The sequence below is a fragment of the Candidatus Cloacimonas sp. genome (genome assembly GCA_035403355.1).
Lineage (GTDB): Bacteria > Cloacimonadota > Cloacimonadia > Cloacimonadales > Cloacimonadaceae > Cloacimonas.
In genome coordinates this window covers 47603-64476 of the sequence record DAONFA010000008.1, presented here as the reverse complement: position 1 = coordinate 64476, position 16874 = coordinate 47603, and the positions used below count along the sequence as shown (strand labels likewise).

The window sequence follows — 16874 nt, the reverse complement described above, 5'->3', positions numbered from 1 at the left end:
GAGATGTGGGGGTGTGGTTTCATTGAAGGCAGGTGAAAATTGTAAGTCAAAACCTCCCTCCGCTTGCCTGGTTATTTCTATAATGACTTTTTACCGATCTTTTAACCTGTTCCCGGTTCTCTATCTGACCTTTATTTTAATTCCATCCTCCAGATAGGAATGATTAAAACCGAAGCAGAGAGAATAATTGCCTTTGCCGGCAGGGAAATCTACTATCAGTTCAAATTGTTTATCTGCAATCCATTGTAAAGTAACAGGTTTCATTCCGATGGTATAATATTTATCATCTATGTCATATTTGAAACGGGAATCGGGAAAATTCAAAACTGCATTCAATTCTTTTTGCGGTTGTGAACCCATATACTCAAATTGCAGCTCATATTGAAATTGGGGATTGAATGTTTCCGGTAATTCGGAAAGTAATTTTACTACCGGCGTAGCAAAATTCTGAGTAGCCAGTAGAACCTCTCCTTCAGTAAAAACTCCCACTCCTAAATGAGTGTAGGCAGCATTCAGAATATTTTTTTTATGCTCCGGAGAATTCATCCAACCGGTAACAATTTCCTCAGGTGTAAAAACTTTTGTTCCGTTAACGAATTTAGCCAGATTCTCTCCGATTGAAGATACAATCAATTGAGGATAGTATTTTCTTTTTCTATCACTAACTAAACAGCCAAGATGGTCTCTATGGGCAAAGAAATCATAAGTGAACATATTTTTACTATGCAAACGGGCTAAATCTGCCAAGCCCTCATCATATAAAAGGGGTGATAAGTTATAAGCCAAACGCTGCTGATTGGTCAGCTCCCAAATACTGTGTTCAAATTCCGGAATACTTATGGTTTTTGAGGATTGAGTGCAGGCAAAAAGTAACAACAGAAAGAGCAAAACTGTTTTGCGCATTGCTTATTGCCTAAGCTAAAAGTTATACTCCAGGAAAAGAGTTTGCTCCTCAAAACGGAGATGGATTTTATCTTTCTCTGCTTTGAAATTGGAAAGATGAGCATCTATATAAGCATCTAAAGTGGAAAATGCCAAAGTAATTCCCATCCACCAGAAATCACGAGTCCGCTTTTCTTTATATTGCTTTTGTTTATCCGAATAGCTTTGCTGAAGAATTTCATCGGTAGTGGCAGCGATTTTATCCTTATAATCCTGAACTTTGGAGTTGTTATGAATAGCGGTAGCAACCAAAAATGTTTGCACTCCAATCACTATCCCGGCTTTAAGATATGCTTCATTGTAAAGCTGCCCTCCTCCCGGGAGAAGTGAATAGGCAACTGCCTTGGTCGGATTCTTTGTTACCGCTTGAGCCAGAATGCAATTTCCTATCATAATTAGCAGCAGAGCCAAGATAATTCGTTTCAAACAAATTCCTCCTGCCGGTAACTTTTCTCAACGGTATTCATAGATCATCCAACCCTCTTTTCCCAAACCCAGAAAAATATAGTCATTTGCCAAATCCAAATCATAAACGGGAATAGTGAGAAAGATGTTATTGAGGTCTTCAGTTCTGAGGGGATTGGTGATGTCTATAATTTTCACTCCTCCGCGTCCCAAAGCGACATATAAACGATTATCTTTAACTGCCAAACTAAGGATTTCGTTAGTCATTCTAATTTGACTTATCAAAGTTGGTTTTTGCGGATCATATACATTGAAAGCCATCAGGTTTTTCCCTGCTCCGATCCAAATTGTATTTCCATTTTTAACCAGGCAAGTAGCATCCACAATTTGGTAATTGGTTCCTAAAGAAACAGGGTATGATTGATCGCTAACATCTACGGCAACTAAGCCAAAATCATTGAGGGCAAAGATATAAGGGTAACTTGCCACGAAGTCCTTAATACCCCATTTTTCAGAGAAAGTAGATAAAAGTTCTCTGGTGCTGCCTCCGCTTAAGTTTATAATATCAATTCCTCTATAGCGGTCTGCCACATATAAAATTGAACCTTCGCGGGTAAGTTTATCACCTACAATTGCCTGGGGGAAAAAAATGCGGGAACCGGTATATAAGCTGTCAATTAATATAACCTGATTTGTAGGTTCATTAGAAGCAACATAGAGATGTTTTCCAGCAAGGGTTTCAATATCTTCAATCGGATTAGGTGATAAAAAAGCTGCTTCCATTTTTGGCTGCCAGGCATTGAAAATGGAATAAACCCAAATATAATTCTGATTATTAGTATAAATAAGATCTTCATCAAAGCGGATGGAATATGCTTGCGAGCTTTTAACTTGTGCCAGTTGATGCAGAAACTTATTATCTATGGCAAAAGCGGAAAGGCAGCATAGCAAGCCAAGAAGAATGATGATTAGGCGTTTCATTTTGGCTCCAGCAGCCAGTGAATAATTTGTTTGGAATTAATACCTTCGGCTTGAGCTGCAAAAGAAGGTAAAATACGGTGTTGCAAAACATTGATTGCGGATGCTTTAACATCTTCTTCAGCAGGAGTTAAACGACCATCCAAAGCCGCTCGGGCTTTGGCAGATAAAATTAGATATTGGGAAGCGCGAGGTCCTGCACCCCAGGCAACCCATTGTTTAATTTCTTCTGAAGCATCCAAACTATTAGGACGGGATTTTCTTACTAAATTTACAGCATATTTCAGCACATGCTCACTAACCGGAAGAGAGCGAACTGCTTGTTGTAAAGCAATTATTTGTTCTCCCGAAAGCTGAGGAGTTATTTCCGGAACATCGAGTCCCGTAGTACTTTCGGCAATTAAAAGCTCTTCTTCCAGAGTTGGGTAATCAATATTGATAAAGAACATAAAACGGTCTAACTGTGCTTCCGGTAAGGGATAAGTTCCTTCTTGTTCAATGGGATTTTGAGTTGCCATCACTAAAAAGGGTTTACTTAAAGGACGAGTAACGGTTCCGCTGGTTACAGCATATTCCTGCATTGCTTGAAGCAAAGCTGCCTGGGTTTTAGGTGGAGTCCGGTTAATTTCATCTGCCAAAATGATGTTGGCAAAAATAGGACCTCTAATATATTCAAAGCGTTTATGTTCGGTTACCGGATCGTTAATCAGGATATCTGTTCCGGTAATATCGGAGGGCATTAAATCCGGGGTAAATTGAATGCGGCTGAAAGAAAGCGTAAGTGCTTTTGCCAGAGAAGAGATTAGCAATGTTTTAGCAAGTCCCGGAACACCTTCCAGTAAAATATGTCCATTGGCAAACAAAGCAATTAAAACATCTGTTAATACTCTATCCTGTCCAATAATAGTGTGATGTATTTCATTCAGCAGAGCTTCCTTCAAACTCCGCATTGCAGTAATATCCTGAATCAGTTCTTCTTTAGTCATCTATTTTATCTCCTTTAATAACTTTGGAAAAGAGTTCGGGGCCCAAAACAGCTAAAGCAATTATACCCCATAAACTCATCAAACCGGCTGTTAGAATATGACCAAAAGCCATAATTGCCGAGGCAGTGGTCTTTGTCAATCCAAATCCCATACTGAAAATAATAATCATCATCCATTCGTTACTGCCAAGTTGAGCAGGCGGTTGGGGAATGGCGTAGGAAAGATTGATTAAAGTGTAACCAAATAAAACCAGAGCAAAAGGATATAATATACCAAAAGCTCGGAAAAGCAAATAAAAATAAAGTCCATCCAATAAAACCCCGCCAGCGGTGAGGAAAAATGCCAAAATCAATTTGAAGGGATGGTGTTCAAAGAGATTCAGTTCACTGATAAACATTTCTATGGCAGGGTTTATCCGTGCTTTAGCTTTTTTAGGCAGCCAGGAAAAAATAGCGGCAATAATCTTTACCACCAGGTCTTTCTTCCAAACCGAAACAAGGAGAATGGCAAAAGCAACAATAAAGATTAAAGTTAGCAGACATAGCAAAATCAGCATCGGAGAGCTCAGCTCCACTGCTATAAAAGGCAAAACTATGATGATGAATAAAATGGCTATAGTATCAAAGACCTTATCTACAAAAACCGATGGCAGCGCTTTCAAATAGGGAAGATGATAATCTTTCTTAATAAACCAGGCACGGGTAAAATCACCTGCTCTTATGGGAATTAAATAGTTAAGCAGATTACCTGCCATAGCATATAACCAGGTTTTGAAAATATTAGGATTTGCAGGAGCAGGAATTAATAAACGCCAGCGCAAAGAACGCAAAAAATACGCAGAAAGGTATGCTATGGAAGCAATAACCACCCAATTATAATTGACTTTGGCAATTTGGGATTTAATTTCAGCTAAAGGGGTATAATATAACCAGGCAGCAAGTAAAAGTATGCCGATTATGAGTCCTATTATTATGGAATTACGATTTTTTCGGGTCATTCACTATTTTCCGGCGTAAAAAGCAGATAATAATGATGTGCCCAATATTTTTTAAACTGCTTGGGAGCGGTCTTTTCCACAAAACTATATCTAAACATCTTATCTGCAAATTCGCTATCTTCTTCTTGATAATAAGATAAAATAGTAACCGGTTCAGTTTCTTTTTCCTGCATTGCTGGCTTTTTCAATAACCGACCGAAGAATAATTCTTTTTTCATTCCAATATCAGGCCAGGGAGGACAGTCAATATAGTTTTCGTCCCGTAATTGCCATCCATTTTGTTTCATCAGGGTCTTAATGGTGGCGAGGTCAAGAAATTCGGGATGTAAAAAAGGATATTTCTCCGGTGAATAATCCTTAATCTGCATTTTATAGCCAATTCCATTGCGGTTGGGAACACAAATTAAGATTGTTTTTTTACAAATTCGGCAAAATTCGGAAAGGAAACTGCGGATATTTTGGGTGAACCATAAAGCGGAAAAATTGAAGCCCAAATCAAACTGGTTATCGGGATAATTTAATTTAACATAATCGGGATTATATTTGATATCGCAATGCAAACGCAGTTCCTGCCACAATTCCCTTATTTTTTCTATGCGTTCCTTATCGTGATCTTCCAACGAAACCTTTATTCCCTGCTTTGCCAAATTTAACAAATTGATGCCGCTTATTCCGGTGAAACCGAAACAGGGTGCTTCCAGAGCCGATTGAATATTGTAGGTTTTACATACAAAATCCAGTAATTGATTGAGCACAATGCGTTCATAAGAAGAACCCAACCCCTCATCAGGATTAGTGAAATATTTTACCCAATCATTGATTATAGGAACAGCCATCAGTGTTTTTGATAGTCCTTTATAGTTATTTCAAATTCGGGAATAGTGAAATGGGCTATATATCCTTCTTTTTCCATTACCTCGTAATAGGTGCTAACATCGTAAAACCAACTTTTGGAAATAAGCTCAAAACGGCTGATCCACAATTCATTTTTCACCAGTCGGGCAAGTTTCTCACCCCAGAGATAGAAAATTCTATCAAACCTTAAAACCCGGGGATAGTTCTTTCCGTGCAACTGACGCGAAATAAAATCTACCAACGCCTGCAAACGAACAGGTTCGCGATCCGCAACCGTAAAAGTAAGACCGCTTTTCCAGTTATTGGTCGTAAGATAGATAAATGCCTTAATTAAAGCATCAATATGGCAGAGATGTATCCAAACCGGTTTATTGATTAGCGGGAAAAGATGCTTATCCACTAATTTTACCATTTGATAAGGAAAACCGTAATCTCCTTCACCATAAGCTATGCTGGGACGAACAATGGCTGCTTTTAGGCCATTTAAAATAGCCCGATTGATAATGCGTTCTGATTCAATCTTCGTGTAATGATAATAATTATCGGGATTTTTCTCAGTTTGCGGTCCTGCAGGAAGTTCTTGAGGAATTGCTCCAAAAACACCAACAGAAGAGCAATAAATCAAGCGTGCATCTTTAGCAAGACAATATTCAACCATCTGTCCTGTGCTGTAAACATTGCTACGCAGATATGTTTCTTTGGGAAATTTTCTGCCACCTCGTAAAGCACCAATATGCAAAATGGTATCAAACTCATTAGTAAAAAGGAATTCTTTTAAATTAGCAGTATCGGCAAGATCAATTTCCACAATCCGAATAACTTTTTCCCACCCTGGATAACGCTTGGGATCGGTGCCGGGACGCACTAAAGCTGTAATCTGATAATCAGGATAGGAAGCTAACAATTCCTTTAAAACATTTCTGCCTATGAAACCGGTTATTCCGGTTATTAAAATCTTATCCAAAAATCCTCTTTAGAAAATTGCGTTTATGATGATGGTGAGAATGATGAGGACGGTAAACTTGCACATATTCATAAGGAATGCTTTCTCCGCTGGCAATGCAGGAAGGGAAAACATAAAACAGCAAATGCGCAGTGTGATTATCAATTGCTTCCTCCACCTTGTCCCGGGCTTCAAAATAAGCCAGGTATTTGCCGCGGGTATGATCGTCAGATGCAATAAAATGTGTCCAGCCCTTGTTAACTAAAATCCAGGCAGTGTCCTTCACTTTTTCTCCGTAAAATCCTAATAAGCTTCCAGCATTGGTTTGCATATAGATATTACGATAGATCAGGTCTTCGGCTCTTGAGGGTTTTTGCATAATACTTACATAGCGTTCTGCATGTGCCAGAATAGGTTTATATCCAGCTCGTAAGATAGGAAAGATATTATTGTAAAAATCATTGGGCAATCCGTTTAAATCGCTTTCCAAAAGGATGTAAGAACTTTTGCCCAAGGTGAGGTTATTCTCTTTAATATCTGCCAAGATATTGGGCTGTAAATATATCTCAAAACCAGGTTGTAAATCAAGGTCTATTCCGGCATCTTTAACTAACTTCACCACAGTATTGAACTTTTCATCATATTCCGAACGAGTATATTGATAGTGACCTCTAAAATAATGAGCCGTTAAATATACTCTTTTAACTCCTCCTTCAGCCATCGCGGATAGTTGCTTAAGAGAATCCTCCAGCGATTTGGAGCCGTCATCAATATTTGGTAACAGATGAGTATGAATATCAACCATCGCTTAGGGTAATCTCTCTTTTATCATTGCTACGAATTCCAGAAGAACAGAATTATTGGGATAGGGCTTCAGCATTTTAACGGAATTGGCAAGCATATTTTCCACCGTCTTACGCGCTTTATCAAAACCCAAAAGAGCTGTGTAACTGATTTTGGAAACAGGAATAATTTCATCATCCAAACCCTCACTGCCACGAGAATAATCTGCCTCTATATCTTCAATCATTTGATAGGCAATTCCCAAATTCATAGCATAAGTTCGCATAACCTGATGTGTTTCTTCATCCGTTTTACTTAGCATACAGGCAATATCGGCTGCTGCCTCTAACAAAGAACCAACTTTCTTCATATCTATATAATTCAAAGTGCTGATTTTCATCACTTTATGCCTGCTGGATAAAGCTACAACCTGACCGCCAATCATTCCATAACTCTTTGTCGCATTTGATAGGATGCGAATTGCTTCCAGCACCTGTTCCGGATTGTTCATCTCGCTAACTATTTCATAAGATAGAGTATATAAGGCATCGGCAGCCAAAATAGCTATGGCATTACCATATTTGATATGCAACGCGGGCTGACCTCTGCGCTGAGTTCTATTCATCACACCGGGTATATCATCATGAATTAACGCTCCATTATGCAAAAGCTCAATTGCTGCTGCAGCTTTTACGGCATCGGGCAAAGAACGATGTTTTTTAAAACCCGTAAGCATTTCAAACATAGATAGAAGCAATAACGGACGCCATCTTTTGCCGCCGGGAATTACTGCTTCATAAATTGCTTTTTTAAGCTCTGGGGCATATTTGGTCTCATAAGACAACGCATTTTCAAGTTCTTTTTCTATAAGCTCGAAACGCGTTTCAAAATACTTCTGTAAAAGCAAAACACACTTCCTTTTCAGCACGCTTGCTAAAGCTACTATTTTATGGCTTCTATTATCTCAAATACCATAGATTTGTCAAGTTCTTTCTCGCTGCACAGATAATATATAGTTCCTGGAGATAGGTGTATTCCAAAAATCACTTAGTTGCAGATTGAAAACACCGTTTCTCAGGAAGGTTGACCTCCTGGTCAACCATATTAAACGATGTCCTCATCGTTTAATAGGATAAAGGGTTTCCGTTACCGTTTGCTTTTCGGTAAAGAAATAAAGCGTAAGAGGTGGTTGATGAGGACATCAACACTCCGATGTCATCCTGAAGGGCTTTAAGGTATCACAACCTTCACGACCCTTTTTATCTATATTTTAGCTTTCAGAGCCAAAGAAAAGTTTCTTCCCGGTTCCGGATAACCGTATTCACTTTGGTAATCCTCATCCAGCAGGTTCTCAATTCCCAGCGATAATTCATAGTTTTTCCAGGGGAAGATACATAGCAAATCGTGCTTCCAGTAAGTATTTAAAGTATGGTAACCTCCGCTGTCATCTTGAGAAAGCCGTCTATCTCTATAAGAACTATAGAGCAGAAACTTAATTTTACCGGGTAAGGTAAATCTTTGGCATAATTCCACAGAGTTTTTAGGTGTCTCGGTTAAGTAATAATCACTATTTTCCCGGTAGCTCAGGTAAGCGTAATTGATGCTGGTCTGAAAAATATTCGCAGGAGAATAGCTTAGTCCAACTTCCGTGCCCTGGGATTGAACTTTGCAGATATTTTCATAGATGCCTTGGGAAGACAAATCAATCAGGTTTTTTGTATCATTATAATAGGCGCTAATGGAAAAGGAGAGTTTATTTCGGTAAAATGCCTGTTGATGACTTAGTTCCAGTTTCAGAGCATTTTGGGGTTTCAAATCGGGATTTCCTTTACGAGCTGAATAAAGCTGACGCATAGTTGGATGAGAAGTATTGCGTCCGATGGCTAAAGAGGTTTTGCCTTCCGGTATTATTTCATACACAATTCCTAAAGCGGGTTCCAACTGGGGTTGCGAATTGTTATTATCACTATTGATTCTGGTATTAATGCCAATTCCTGTAGTTAAAGATAATTTGGGTAAAACGGTGCATTCAAATTGAGTAAATGCCTGATGTATATGGACAACCGAATCCGTCCATTGTTGGTAAGAATCGTTATCTTTCCGGGTATTGCCCTGAAAATCGTAATTATAGCCAAAATCTATTTTTTGATTATCCCCAAAAGTTTTCGTTAAACGGGAATGAACCCCTAAGCCGGTATTCTTCATTTTAGAATCTAAAGTAAGGTTTTGGTATGCAGGATCGTTGAATTCCAAATAGCGATCGGTGTTCCCGGCAGTAATTAATTGCAGATTTAAAGTGCTGGAACCACTCATTTGCATTTTTGTCCATAACCCGATATGATAACGCATCCAATCCCGATACTGACGATAGCGCTGTTCGTAAATAGAGGCAGGAATATTCTTTTGTTCCATTTGGCTATAATTGAAGTCAATACCGGCATTATGGAAGTTCAAAAATTCTCTGTCCAGAGAGCCGGAAACATTATACAGGCATTTATCGCTGTTATTACGAACTCCTCCATCTTCATAATGCGTAGGAGTAAATTTTTCAGAGAGCATAAAGCCGTCCGATTTTTCGCGAGAAACGCCTAACCGGTAATTCCAGGTGTCAAAACTATGCGCTGAAGAGATATTCACTTCATTGGTATTGTTGCGTTTAAATATTGTATTCAGTTCCAGCCAGTAATTTTTAGGCGGGGTTTTGGATATAATATTGATTACCCCGCCCATATTATTTGTACCGAATAGAGGAGAAGCTGGTCCCTTTAAAACCTGGATTTCTGCAATATCCAGCAAAGAGAGTTTGCTGATATCCACATTGCCGAAATAGCCATTATTTAGAGGTTTGCCATCCACCATCACTTTAATTTCGTTTTTCCTGAAACCCCTTAAGCGTAAATTGCTTTCGTCTTTTGTGCCAATCGTAGCGCTGATGCCAACGCTATTTTGCATTGCTTCTCTCAAGGAGAGGGAGGTTTTTACATCTTCACTGCTAATTGTATGTAACGAGCCAATTGCCTCTGAGGGCTTTTCCACTATTACATAAACGGTAGGAAGAGTGTAGGTCTTCAGGGAATCCTGTATTACCGTTCCGCCTAAGGCAACTGCCATCCAGGCAAAAATAAGCAGCAGGATAGTTTGCAGCCGTTTCACTTCTAAGCTATATAATATCTTTAATAATCCGTCATTATTCTTGATTCGTAGCCGTCAAAGCTGGCAGGAACAGGAATAGCTATATCTTTTTTATCTTGAGGTGCAAGAGGAAAAGTGTAATCTTGTAAACCGGCATTGGTTAGTTCTATCTTTGCCAGTTTTTTAAACTTCTTTTGGGAATTAGTTAAAGAATCATTCAGCGCTGGAAAAGTGGTAACTTCAGAATCCAGCAGATAATAGCCCTCAGCAATTTGTTGCGGAGTATAATTTTTAGCATAGTCATCTACAGCAATTAACCGAATAGTGCTGCTATCGGATAAACTAATACCCTGAATCAAATCGCTAAGTTTAATTGCTTCTTCAGTTCCAGAAATCCAATTGGGAATGGTATGAATTGTTAAGCCCTTCAGTTCAATGGTTTTACTGGCTCTTCCGCTAAGGACATCCACTTTGCGGTATAAATTGAAGAGGGATGTGTTTTTTACTTTGAAAGCGCTTGGAAGTCCCAAGTCAGGGGAAAACCAGGTGCGGTTGTTATCGCTGGGGACAATATAGCCCTCTTTAAAGAAATTCCAGGTTAAATCGTAACCGGCATTAACAGAAGCACGAGGACTGTAATTGTCACTGGCAACAATTTCATAAGCAAATAAATCTCTGAAATTCAAGGTATCGCTGGCAGAGGGATCAACTAAATCACGCACAGTGGCATTGGAAATAAATTGGTCCAATTGGTAACCATAAATATTAGTGTCTGTTGGATTGTCGTCCTTTTCACTGCAGGCAAACATAAATAGTGTAAGGAGTGCGAGTAATAGCACGCTAATTCTTTTCATTTTTCCTCCATATAAAGCTATAGAGGCATACAGGGATGAAGTTTTTTTTATTTCCCTGTTGCCTTTCCAAATACGGGAGGCATAATCGTTTCCAATTATACCCTGTGGTGCAATTCCATACTGAATACAGTTTAGGAAGTTGCACTCGGCTTTTTACAAAAAATCCGCAGCAAGTAAAATTGTCAACCCCCAACTTTAGTGTTTCACGCAGATTTCGCAGATTACGCAGATTTAATAGGTCTGGGATAAATAGGATTATTGGGATTTACAAGATTAATTATAATTAGCTACCGAGAACACCGAAGCCACCGAAAAAGAACTAACTTTGAACTAAGAACTCCCGCACTAAGAACTCCCGCACTAAGAACTCCCGCACTTTGAACTCCCGCACTAAGAACTCCCGCACTCCTGCACTCAATTTGCCTTTTTGGTTCTATGAATTATATTCTGTAATATAGCTTGTAAAAAAAGGATGAGGAAATGCGTAAATATTATTTATTCCCGGGTCTGCTGTTAATGATTCTGCAGCTTTCGGCTTTTCAGGTATATTTACCGGAAGGGCAGGTAAAAGAAATTACCATAGAGGACTTAAAGCAGGAAAAGCTTGTTACTTTCACTACTGTTAGAGATAAAGACGGGGGTCAAAAAGAAGAGACCTGGCAAGGCATTCCTTTAATTTCCTGGCTAAATTCTTTCACCGGCAGTTCCTGGCTAAATTCTTTCACCGGCAGTTCCTGGCAAAATTTGCAAATTGAAAGTAACGACAATTATCAGCTTTCTTTTCACCGTTTAGAACTGGATGACACCAATGCTTATCTGGCTTTGAAATTGGGAGCGGAAGAACTTTCGGAATATAACATCCGCTTAATTTTTACCCGCTACCGGGAAAACGCCTGGATGAGGAATATTAAATGTTTACGGATGTTAGGTTTTAAGCCGGTTCCTAAACCCAGGCAAATATACTTTTGGGATAAGAGCTTGCAAAAAAACGGCATTGATCTCAAATCCGGAGCAATTGCAATCAAGGACTTAATGCAAAAAGGTTTTGGTTTGGAAAGCGGGGATCTTATTTTTGTAGATGAACAATTTCGCAAGTTATGCTTTAGTTATCCTCGGGAAATAGCTAATGCCTCACTATTTATGGATTCCCGGGGACAGTATTTTCTGGTTCCTGAACCTTCTTCTCCGCTCAAAATCTCTTTTGAAAACGATCTTTCCCGCATAATCTATATCCAGTGTGGAGCAATTGCTTATCTTCCTGAAGACGCCATTGAAAACATTGCAGGGATAGGGAAAACCCTTAATTGGAACTGGAATAGTGAATATCTGTATTTTTTCAGAGCAGAGAAAAGACAGATTAAAGCCGGAGAAAAGCCCTCGGATATCAATGAGGATTGCTGGCTGGAATTTTAACCGCGATTATAGAAAGGACTTATGACGACTTGTTTCACGCAGATTACGCAGATTAAGCAGATTACGCAGATTACGCAGATTTGATTTCTGAGTGGTTTACAGTGCCGTCAGCACTCCCGCACTCCTGAACTTCCGCACTCCCGCACTTTGAACTCCCGCACTTTGAACTCCCGCACTCTAATACATAATATATTGTTCCACCAGCATAAACATCACTTTATCGCAGATCTCATTAACAGCATTCAGTTCACTCATTTTTTCGGCAATTTCGGGTAAAGAAGCAGTGCTTTTAATTCCGGTTATGTTAGTATTATAAATACTTTTACCGTTGCTGCTTTGAAGCAATTCTACATAGGCATCAGCGGTGGCAGAATATTGATTGAGCAGGGGCAGATAATTACTGCTGCGGTTATAGATATTAACTTTGAAAGTCCAGTCGCTGGCATCTTGGTTTTCGGTAACCTCCAAATCCAAGTCCTGCAGTTTCTTAATTAAAATATTGCGGAAGTCAGTTCCCGGAGTATTATCAAAACTATATTCAAGGTAAGCTTTGGGCTGACGGACATTTAGTTTTAAAGAGGCAGGCATAAAGCGCAGATTATTAAACATAGTTTTAACTACCGGGTTATCTCTTCCTGTCAGCCAGAATGCCTTATCCGGTTTAGCTTCTACAAATTGAGGATTGCTGAAAGAAGTTATGCGGTTGATAATTAATTCCGCTGTGCCGTTTTCATCTGTTGTAGCAAAGGGAATAATTTCGCCTTTTCCACTGTTGAAAATGAAGCATACAGGAAAATTAGAGCAGGGATATTCTTGTCCGTTTTTATTGTAACTTACGGCAAGAGCAACGGTTTTGCGTTCTCTTTGCTTAGCAGTAAGGTCTATCTCCTTATGGGCAAATTTAATGCTGAAGGTTTCGGGTAAACGGTTCAGACGATAGAAAAGTTCGTTGTAAAGGTTAATCTCATTGCCTTTGTAAAGCGTTGTCAAATCCCTATCGGTATAATCCACAATCAGTTCCAGTCCTTGCAAAAGCGAGGTTATTCCGGAACCAATATTGGTGTTTGCAGCATCAAAATCCGCAAGCAAATTGAGGGCTTGAGCCATTGCCTGTTCGCATTGAGTTTTCCGCCAGGCAGCATATTCCCTTTTAGAAAGACGATAGTAAGCCCAATAGTCATTTTTGGTTTCATAAGTGCCAACCAACTGCAGGTCTCTAATTTTATTATTACTGGAGCTGCGAATTCTGCTTATTATTTCAGAGGAGGGAATACCATTTTCCTCTGTTTCCTTTAAAGCAATATCGGAATCAATCTGCACGCTGATTTGAGTGGATATTTCCAGAATAGCATTATTTCTGGCAAGTTCCACATAGTTAGGTGCTTTACGGGGGATTTTTACTACAGCGCTATAGTATTCATTATCATAAGGCATTTCCAGAATCCATTCCGGTTGCTTTTTTGCCATACTGCATGCTGTAGCAAGCAAGAGCAGAAGATACAATAACCGTTTCACTGCATTAAATATCCGCTAACTTTATTCACGATGTCATTTCCTGTATTTTTCAGTGTTTCCATAATCATTTCATTGACGGATGGGGGAAAGGGCTCTGCTTTTTCCAGCAATCTTTTTGTATTGGTACTTAAAGCACGATCGTCTCCAGATATCTTTCTTGCCCAGGTATCGCTAAAGGGATTTTTAACTTCCAGGGTTTCCTGCAGGATTATTTTTCCGGTTTCCACATCCAGGATGCTGTAGGAGGTGGAAACACTAACGCTTGCCGTTTTAGTATATTTACGGTAGCGGAAATAGACCTTACCCTTAATTTCTTTTTCTTGAGCAGTTCCGTCGGCATCAATATATTCCTCAGTCCGCAGAACAACTTCCTTTTCATCTTCGCTTTGAACACTAACAGTGCGTTCAGGGGAAACGCTAATCTGCAAAATACTTCCAGTGAGGATTTCATTAGCTCCTAAAATTTGACCTAAACGAACGGAACCGGTTTCATTCACTAAACCCGAAGCAGAAAGTTGTTGTTCTTTCATCACTGTTTCCAATTGGGAACGGGCAATAATTTCTATAAATTCATTGTTTACAGAGGTTGAAATAAGACGAGAGACAATATAGTCAGTTAAAATATCACTAACGGCACCGTATTTTCCGGAAGTATTGCTTTTATCTGCAAAAGGAGAAACGGCTATTCTTTTAATTGCCAGTTTACGGCATTGTTCATATCTTAAATCGGCATCCTGGTAATCGGGAATCAAATTCAGGGCTGCCTTAAATTCCAAAGCTGCTTTCTTTTGCATCTCTCTATCGTTGCTGATTTTGGCATAACGAATACCGGTTTCATAATGGGCTGCAGCAGCATTTTCTTTGCTTTGTTTTATTTTTTCCGTGTAATCGGGAATTTCAATTGTAACTCTGTAACCGGAATAGGGATTTAGCAAAGGAGGCAGAACTTGAATTTCCTCTCCCGTTTTTTGCAGGGCGGTATATTCCTGATAGACCTGTTCCCATTTATTTATTTCGCTACTTTGGATGATATTCTCTATCTTTTTCTGTTTTGCTGAGCAGTAACTTTGCCAGGTTTTAACCAAAAGGTCTTGAGCTACATCGTTATCGGGATTTTTCTTAAGGGTTTTTACAATGTCCTGAATTGCTTCTTCATAATTCCCTTTGTTTAAGTGCTTTTGGGTCTTTTTGGCAAGTCGGACATTTTGAGAACAGGCACTTAAAATCAGCAAAGAACCAAGCAGAACAGGAAGCAGCCATTTTTTCATTAAAACTCCACTGAATACATACATAATTCCAAATTGCATTCCGAGAGGTTTATGTCAAGCGGATTTTGATTGGATTTTAGAAACAAGGATTTCAGGATGTAAGGATTTAGAGGATATAATAGGTCTGAAATGAAGGGGATAATAGGGATTATAACATAGTTAGAATAATTGAAGTTATACCGATTTTTAAAATTACTTTTTTCCCCATCTTCATATTAGTCGTTATGAGTCCTATATACCCCATAAGTTATTTCCCGGGTAAAAGTTATCAAAGCACAAAGGACTCCTTACTTACAGCAGGAAAGTCCTTTTTTTTGTTTTTGCTCTAAACCGCTTCTTTTTTTATTACAACCCTATAAAGAAGTAACGAAGAATACTCTTGCTATTATCACAACCGAGGGAAGTAAGCATCCTTCTTTTTTTGCTATAGCGTAATTTGGCAAACGAAAAAAAATCTTTGCTTATCAACCTAATCTATCGCATTATATATTTATTCTTACGATAAATCATAATGCTACCTTCTTTACAGGGCTACTCACTTTCTACTTTCTATATTCTTGTTCATTTCAGGATAGCCAGTTTGCGGATATAGGTGTTTGAACCAACCTGCAATTGTAAAATATAAATTCCATTGCTTAACTCTCTGCCGTTATAATCAGTTGCATTCCAGATATAAGAATAGGTGCCTTTAGTATAATTACCGGATATCGGTTCGCAAACCTTCTGTCCCCGGTTGTTATAGACAATGGCTTTAACGGTTGACGGTTCCAAAACTCCAAAACGGATAGTAGTATCGGGATTGAAGGGATTAGGATAAATGCTGTTGATTCCTTCCAAAACAGGAATATTATTGTCATCATTACCTGGATGGAAGATTAATTCCTTTGGTCCGTAGAATGTGCTATTGGCATTTAAATCCATACATTCCAGCCAATAATAGTAAGTTCCTGAGGCGTTTATCTCTTTATCTGTATAAACATAATATTTGGGTGCAGAAGTATTGGTGGCAGGAATAAAAACTCCCAAATCCACAGCAGAAGCAAAGTCATCTGAAGTTCCACGATAAAAACGAAAACCCGATAGTTCCGTTTCACTTTGCGTTACCCATAATATTTGAGCATAGTTCTGATAATTGATACTTACAATAAAGGAAGAAAGCTCCACAGGCAGAGTTTGATCTACTTCCGAAAGAGTAAAATCAAAATAAACGATGCCACTCATATCAGGACTTGTTAAGCCATCTGCTACCACATATCTTGTATCTCCTGACCCCTGAACAGGGTATTCACCTTTCAAATACCAACCCTTGGTAGCATTATTTCTCAACCACAATCTTAAGCTACTGGATCCTGTTAAAGAAGACGGAAAATACATAGTTGCCTGAAATACATCAGTTACAAAACCGGAAGTGTACCAAGTGCGAGCTAAACTGTGGTTAGTCCCTACAGTATTAATATCCTCAGTAAACCTGATATTCATTGAATAAAATTTCGCCTTGGTTGAATAAATATCTGCATTTTTGAATTTATATATTATCTTTTTGGAATTCATTCTCAAACCACCGTGATCAAAAGCTAAATTCGTAACAGTAACATCATTTGGCAATTTAACCGATAAAGTATCTGCTCCAGCAAGATTAATTCTTAAAGTATTCACTTCAGAGGGTAAACTTGTTATATCTTGTGAAGTTACAGAGACAATGTAATTTGTCCCCTGCGTTGTCATCTGAGGGTAACCACTTCCATTGTAAATGAACTGCGGAGTTCCACTTGCCGAATCGTAGGAACTAATAGATAAATAATA

Annotated in this window: 15 protein-coding genes and 1 riboswitch; of the genes, 1 reads left to right on the top strand and 14 read right to left on the bottom strand. The window is 38.8% G+C overall.

Translation table 11 applies throughout. The features are described 5' to 3' along the window. Positions 1-120: 120 nt before the first annotated feature. From PLE33_03735 to PLE33_03685, 11 genes are all read right to left on the bottom strand, one after another. Positions 121-903, bottom strand: a complete 783-nt coding sequence (locus PLE33_03735) for a CAP domain-containing protein (protein HPS60355.1) — start codon at positions 901-903, stop codon at positions 121-123. A gap of 15 nt (positions 904-918) precedes the next feature. After that, positions 919-1368: a DUF5683 domain-containing protein gene (locus PLE33_03730; protein ID HPS60354.1), complete on the bottom strand. Its 450-nt coding sequence runs from the start codon at positions 1366-1368 to the stop codon at positions 919-921. A 27-nt stretch (positions 1369-1395) separates the two neighbouring features. After that, positions 1396-2328: a hypothetical protein gene (locus PLE33_03725; protein HPS60353.1), complete on the bottom strand. Its 933-nt coding sequence runs from the start codon at positions 2326-2328 to the stop codon at positions 1396-1398. Continuing rightward, on the bottom strand, positions 2325-3311 hold the full coding sequence (locus PLE33_03720; GenBank protein ID HPS60352.1) for a MoxR family ATPase: 987 nt from the start codon (positions 3309-3311) through the stop codon (positions 2325-2327). Before PLE33_03720 ends, PLE33_03725 begins: the two co-directional genes overlap by 4 nt. Then, complete coding sequence (locus tag PLE33_03715; GenBank protein ID HPS60351.1) at positions 3304-4308, bottom strand: lysylphosphatidylglycerol synthase transmembrane domain-containing protein; 1005 nt, start codon at positions 4306-4308, stop codon at positions 3304-3306. Before PLE33_03715 ends, PLE33_03720 begins: the two co-directional genes overlap by 8 nt. Next, positions 4305-5144 (bottom strand): methyltransferase domain-containing protein, encoded by an 840-nt coding sequence (locus PLE33_03710; GenBank protein HPS60350.1) that lies wholly within the window; start codon positions 5142-5144, stop codon positions 4305-4307. The genes PLE33_03715 and PLE33_03710 overlap by 4 nt, the downstream gene beginning before the upstream one ends. Beyond that, positions 5144-6127: an NAD(P)-dependent oxidoreductase gene (locus PLE33_03705; protein ID HPS60349.1), complete on the bottom strand. Its 984-nt coding sequence runs from the start codon at positions 6125-6127 to the stop codon at positions 5144-5146. Before PLE33_03705 ends, PLE33_03710 begins: the two co-directional genes overlap by 1 nt. Next, a complete protein-coding gene (locus tag PLE33_03700) occupies positions 6120-6911 on the bottom strand; it encodes a capsular biosynthesis protein (protein ID HPS60348.1) in 792 nt (263 codons plus the stop codon). The genes PLE33_03705 and PLE33_03700 overlap by 8 nt, the downstream gene beginning before the upstream one ends. A 3-nt stretch (positions 6912-6914) precedes the next feature. Beyond that, on the bottom strand, positions 6915-7796 hold the full coding sequence (locus PLE33_03695) for a polyprenyl synthetase family protein (protein HPS60347.1): 882 nt from the start codon (positions 7794-7796) through the stop codon (positions 6915-6917). A 356-nt stretch (positions 7797-8152) separates the two neighbouring features. Beyond that, complete coding sequence (locus PLE33_03690) at positions 8153-10042, bottom strand: TonB-dependent receptor (protein HPS60346.1); 1890 nt, start codon at positions 10040-10042, stop codon at positions 8153-8155. Between the two features lie 20 nt (positions 10043-10062). Then, a complete protein-coding gene (locus tag PLE33_03685) occupies positions 10063-10875 on the bottom strand; it encodes a hypothetical protein (GenBank protein HPS60345.1) in 813 nt (270 codons plus the stop codon). 44 nt (positions 10876-10919) lie between these two features. Then, a riboswitch (molybdenum cofactor riboswitch) is annotated at positions 10920-11038 on the bottom strand. A 317-nt stretch (positions 11039-11355) separates the two neighbouring features. Between PLE33_03685 and PLE33_03680 the strand changes: the two genes are divergently transcribed. Beyond that, a complete protein-coding gene (locus PLE33_03680) occupies positions 11356-12288 on the top strand; it encodes a hypothetical protein (GenBank protein ID HPS60344.1) in 933 nt (310 codons plus the stop codon). Positions 12289-12465: 177 nt separating this feature from the next. Here PLE33_03680 and PLE33_03675 read toward each other — a convergent pair whose 3' ends face one another. The 3 genes from PLE33_03675 to PLE33_03665 form a co-directional block, all read right to left on the bottom strand. After that, positions 12466-13803, bottom strand: coding sequence for an LPP20 family lipoprotein (locus PLE33_03675; GenBank protein ID HPS60343.1), 1338 nt, complete (start codon positions 13801-13803; stop codon positions 12466-12468). Further along, entirely contained in the window at positions 13800-15071 is a 1272-nt protein-coding gene (locus PLE33_03670; protein ID HPS60342.1) for a CsgG/HfaB family protein, read from the bottom strand. The genes PLE33_03675 and PLE33_03670 overlap by 4 nt, the downstream gene beginning before the upstream one ends. Before the next feature lie 561 nt (positions 15072-15632). Beyond that, positions 15633-16796 (bottom strand): T9SS type A sorting domain-containing protein, encoded by a 1164-nt coding sequence (locus tag PLE33_03665; protein ID HPS60341.1) that lies wholly within the window; start codon positions 16794-16796, stop codon positions 15633-15635. Positions 16797-16874 lie beyond the last annotated feature (78 nt).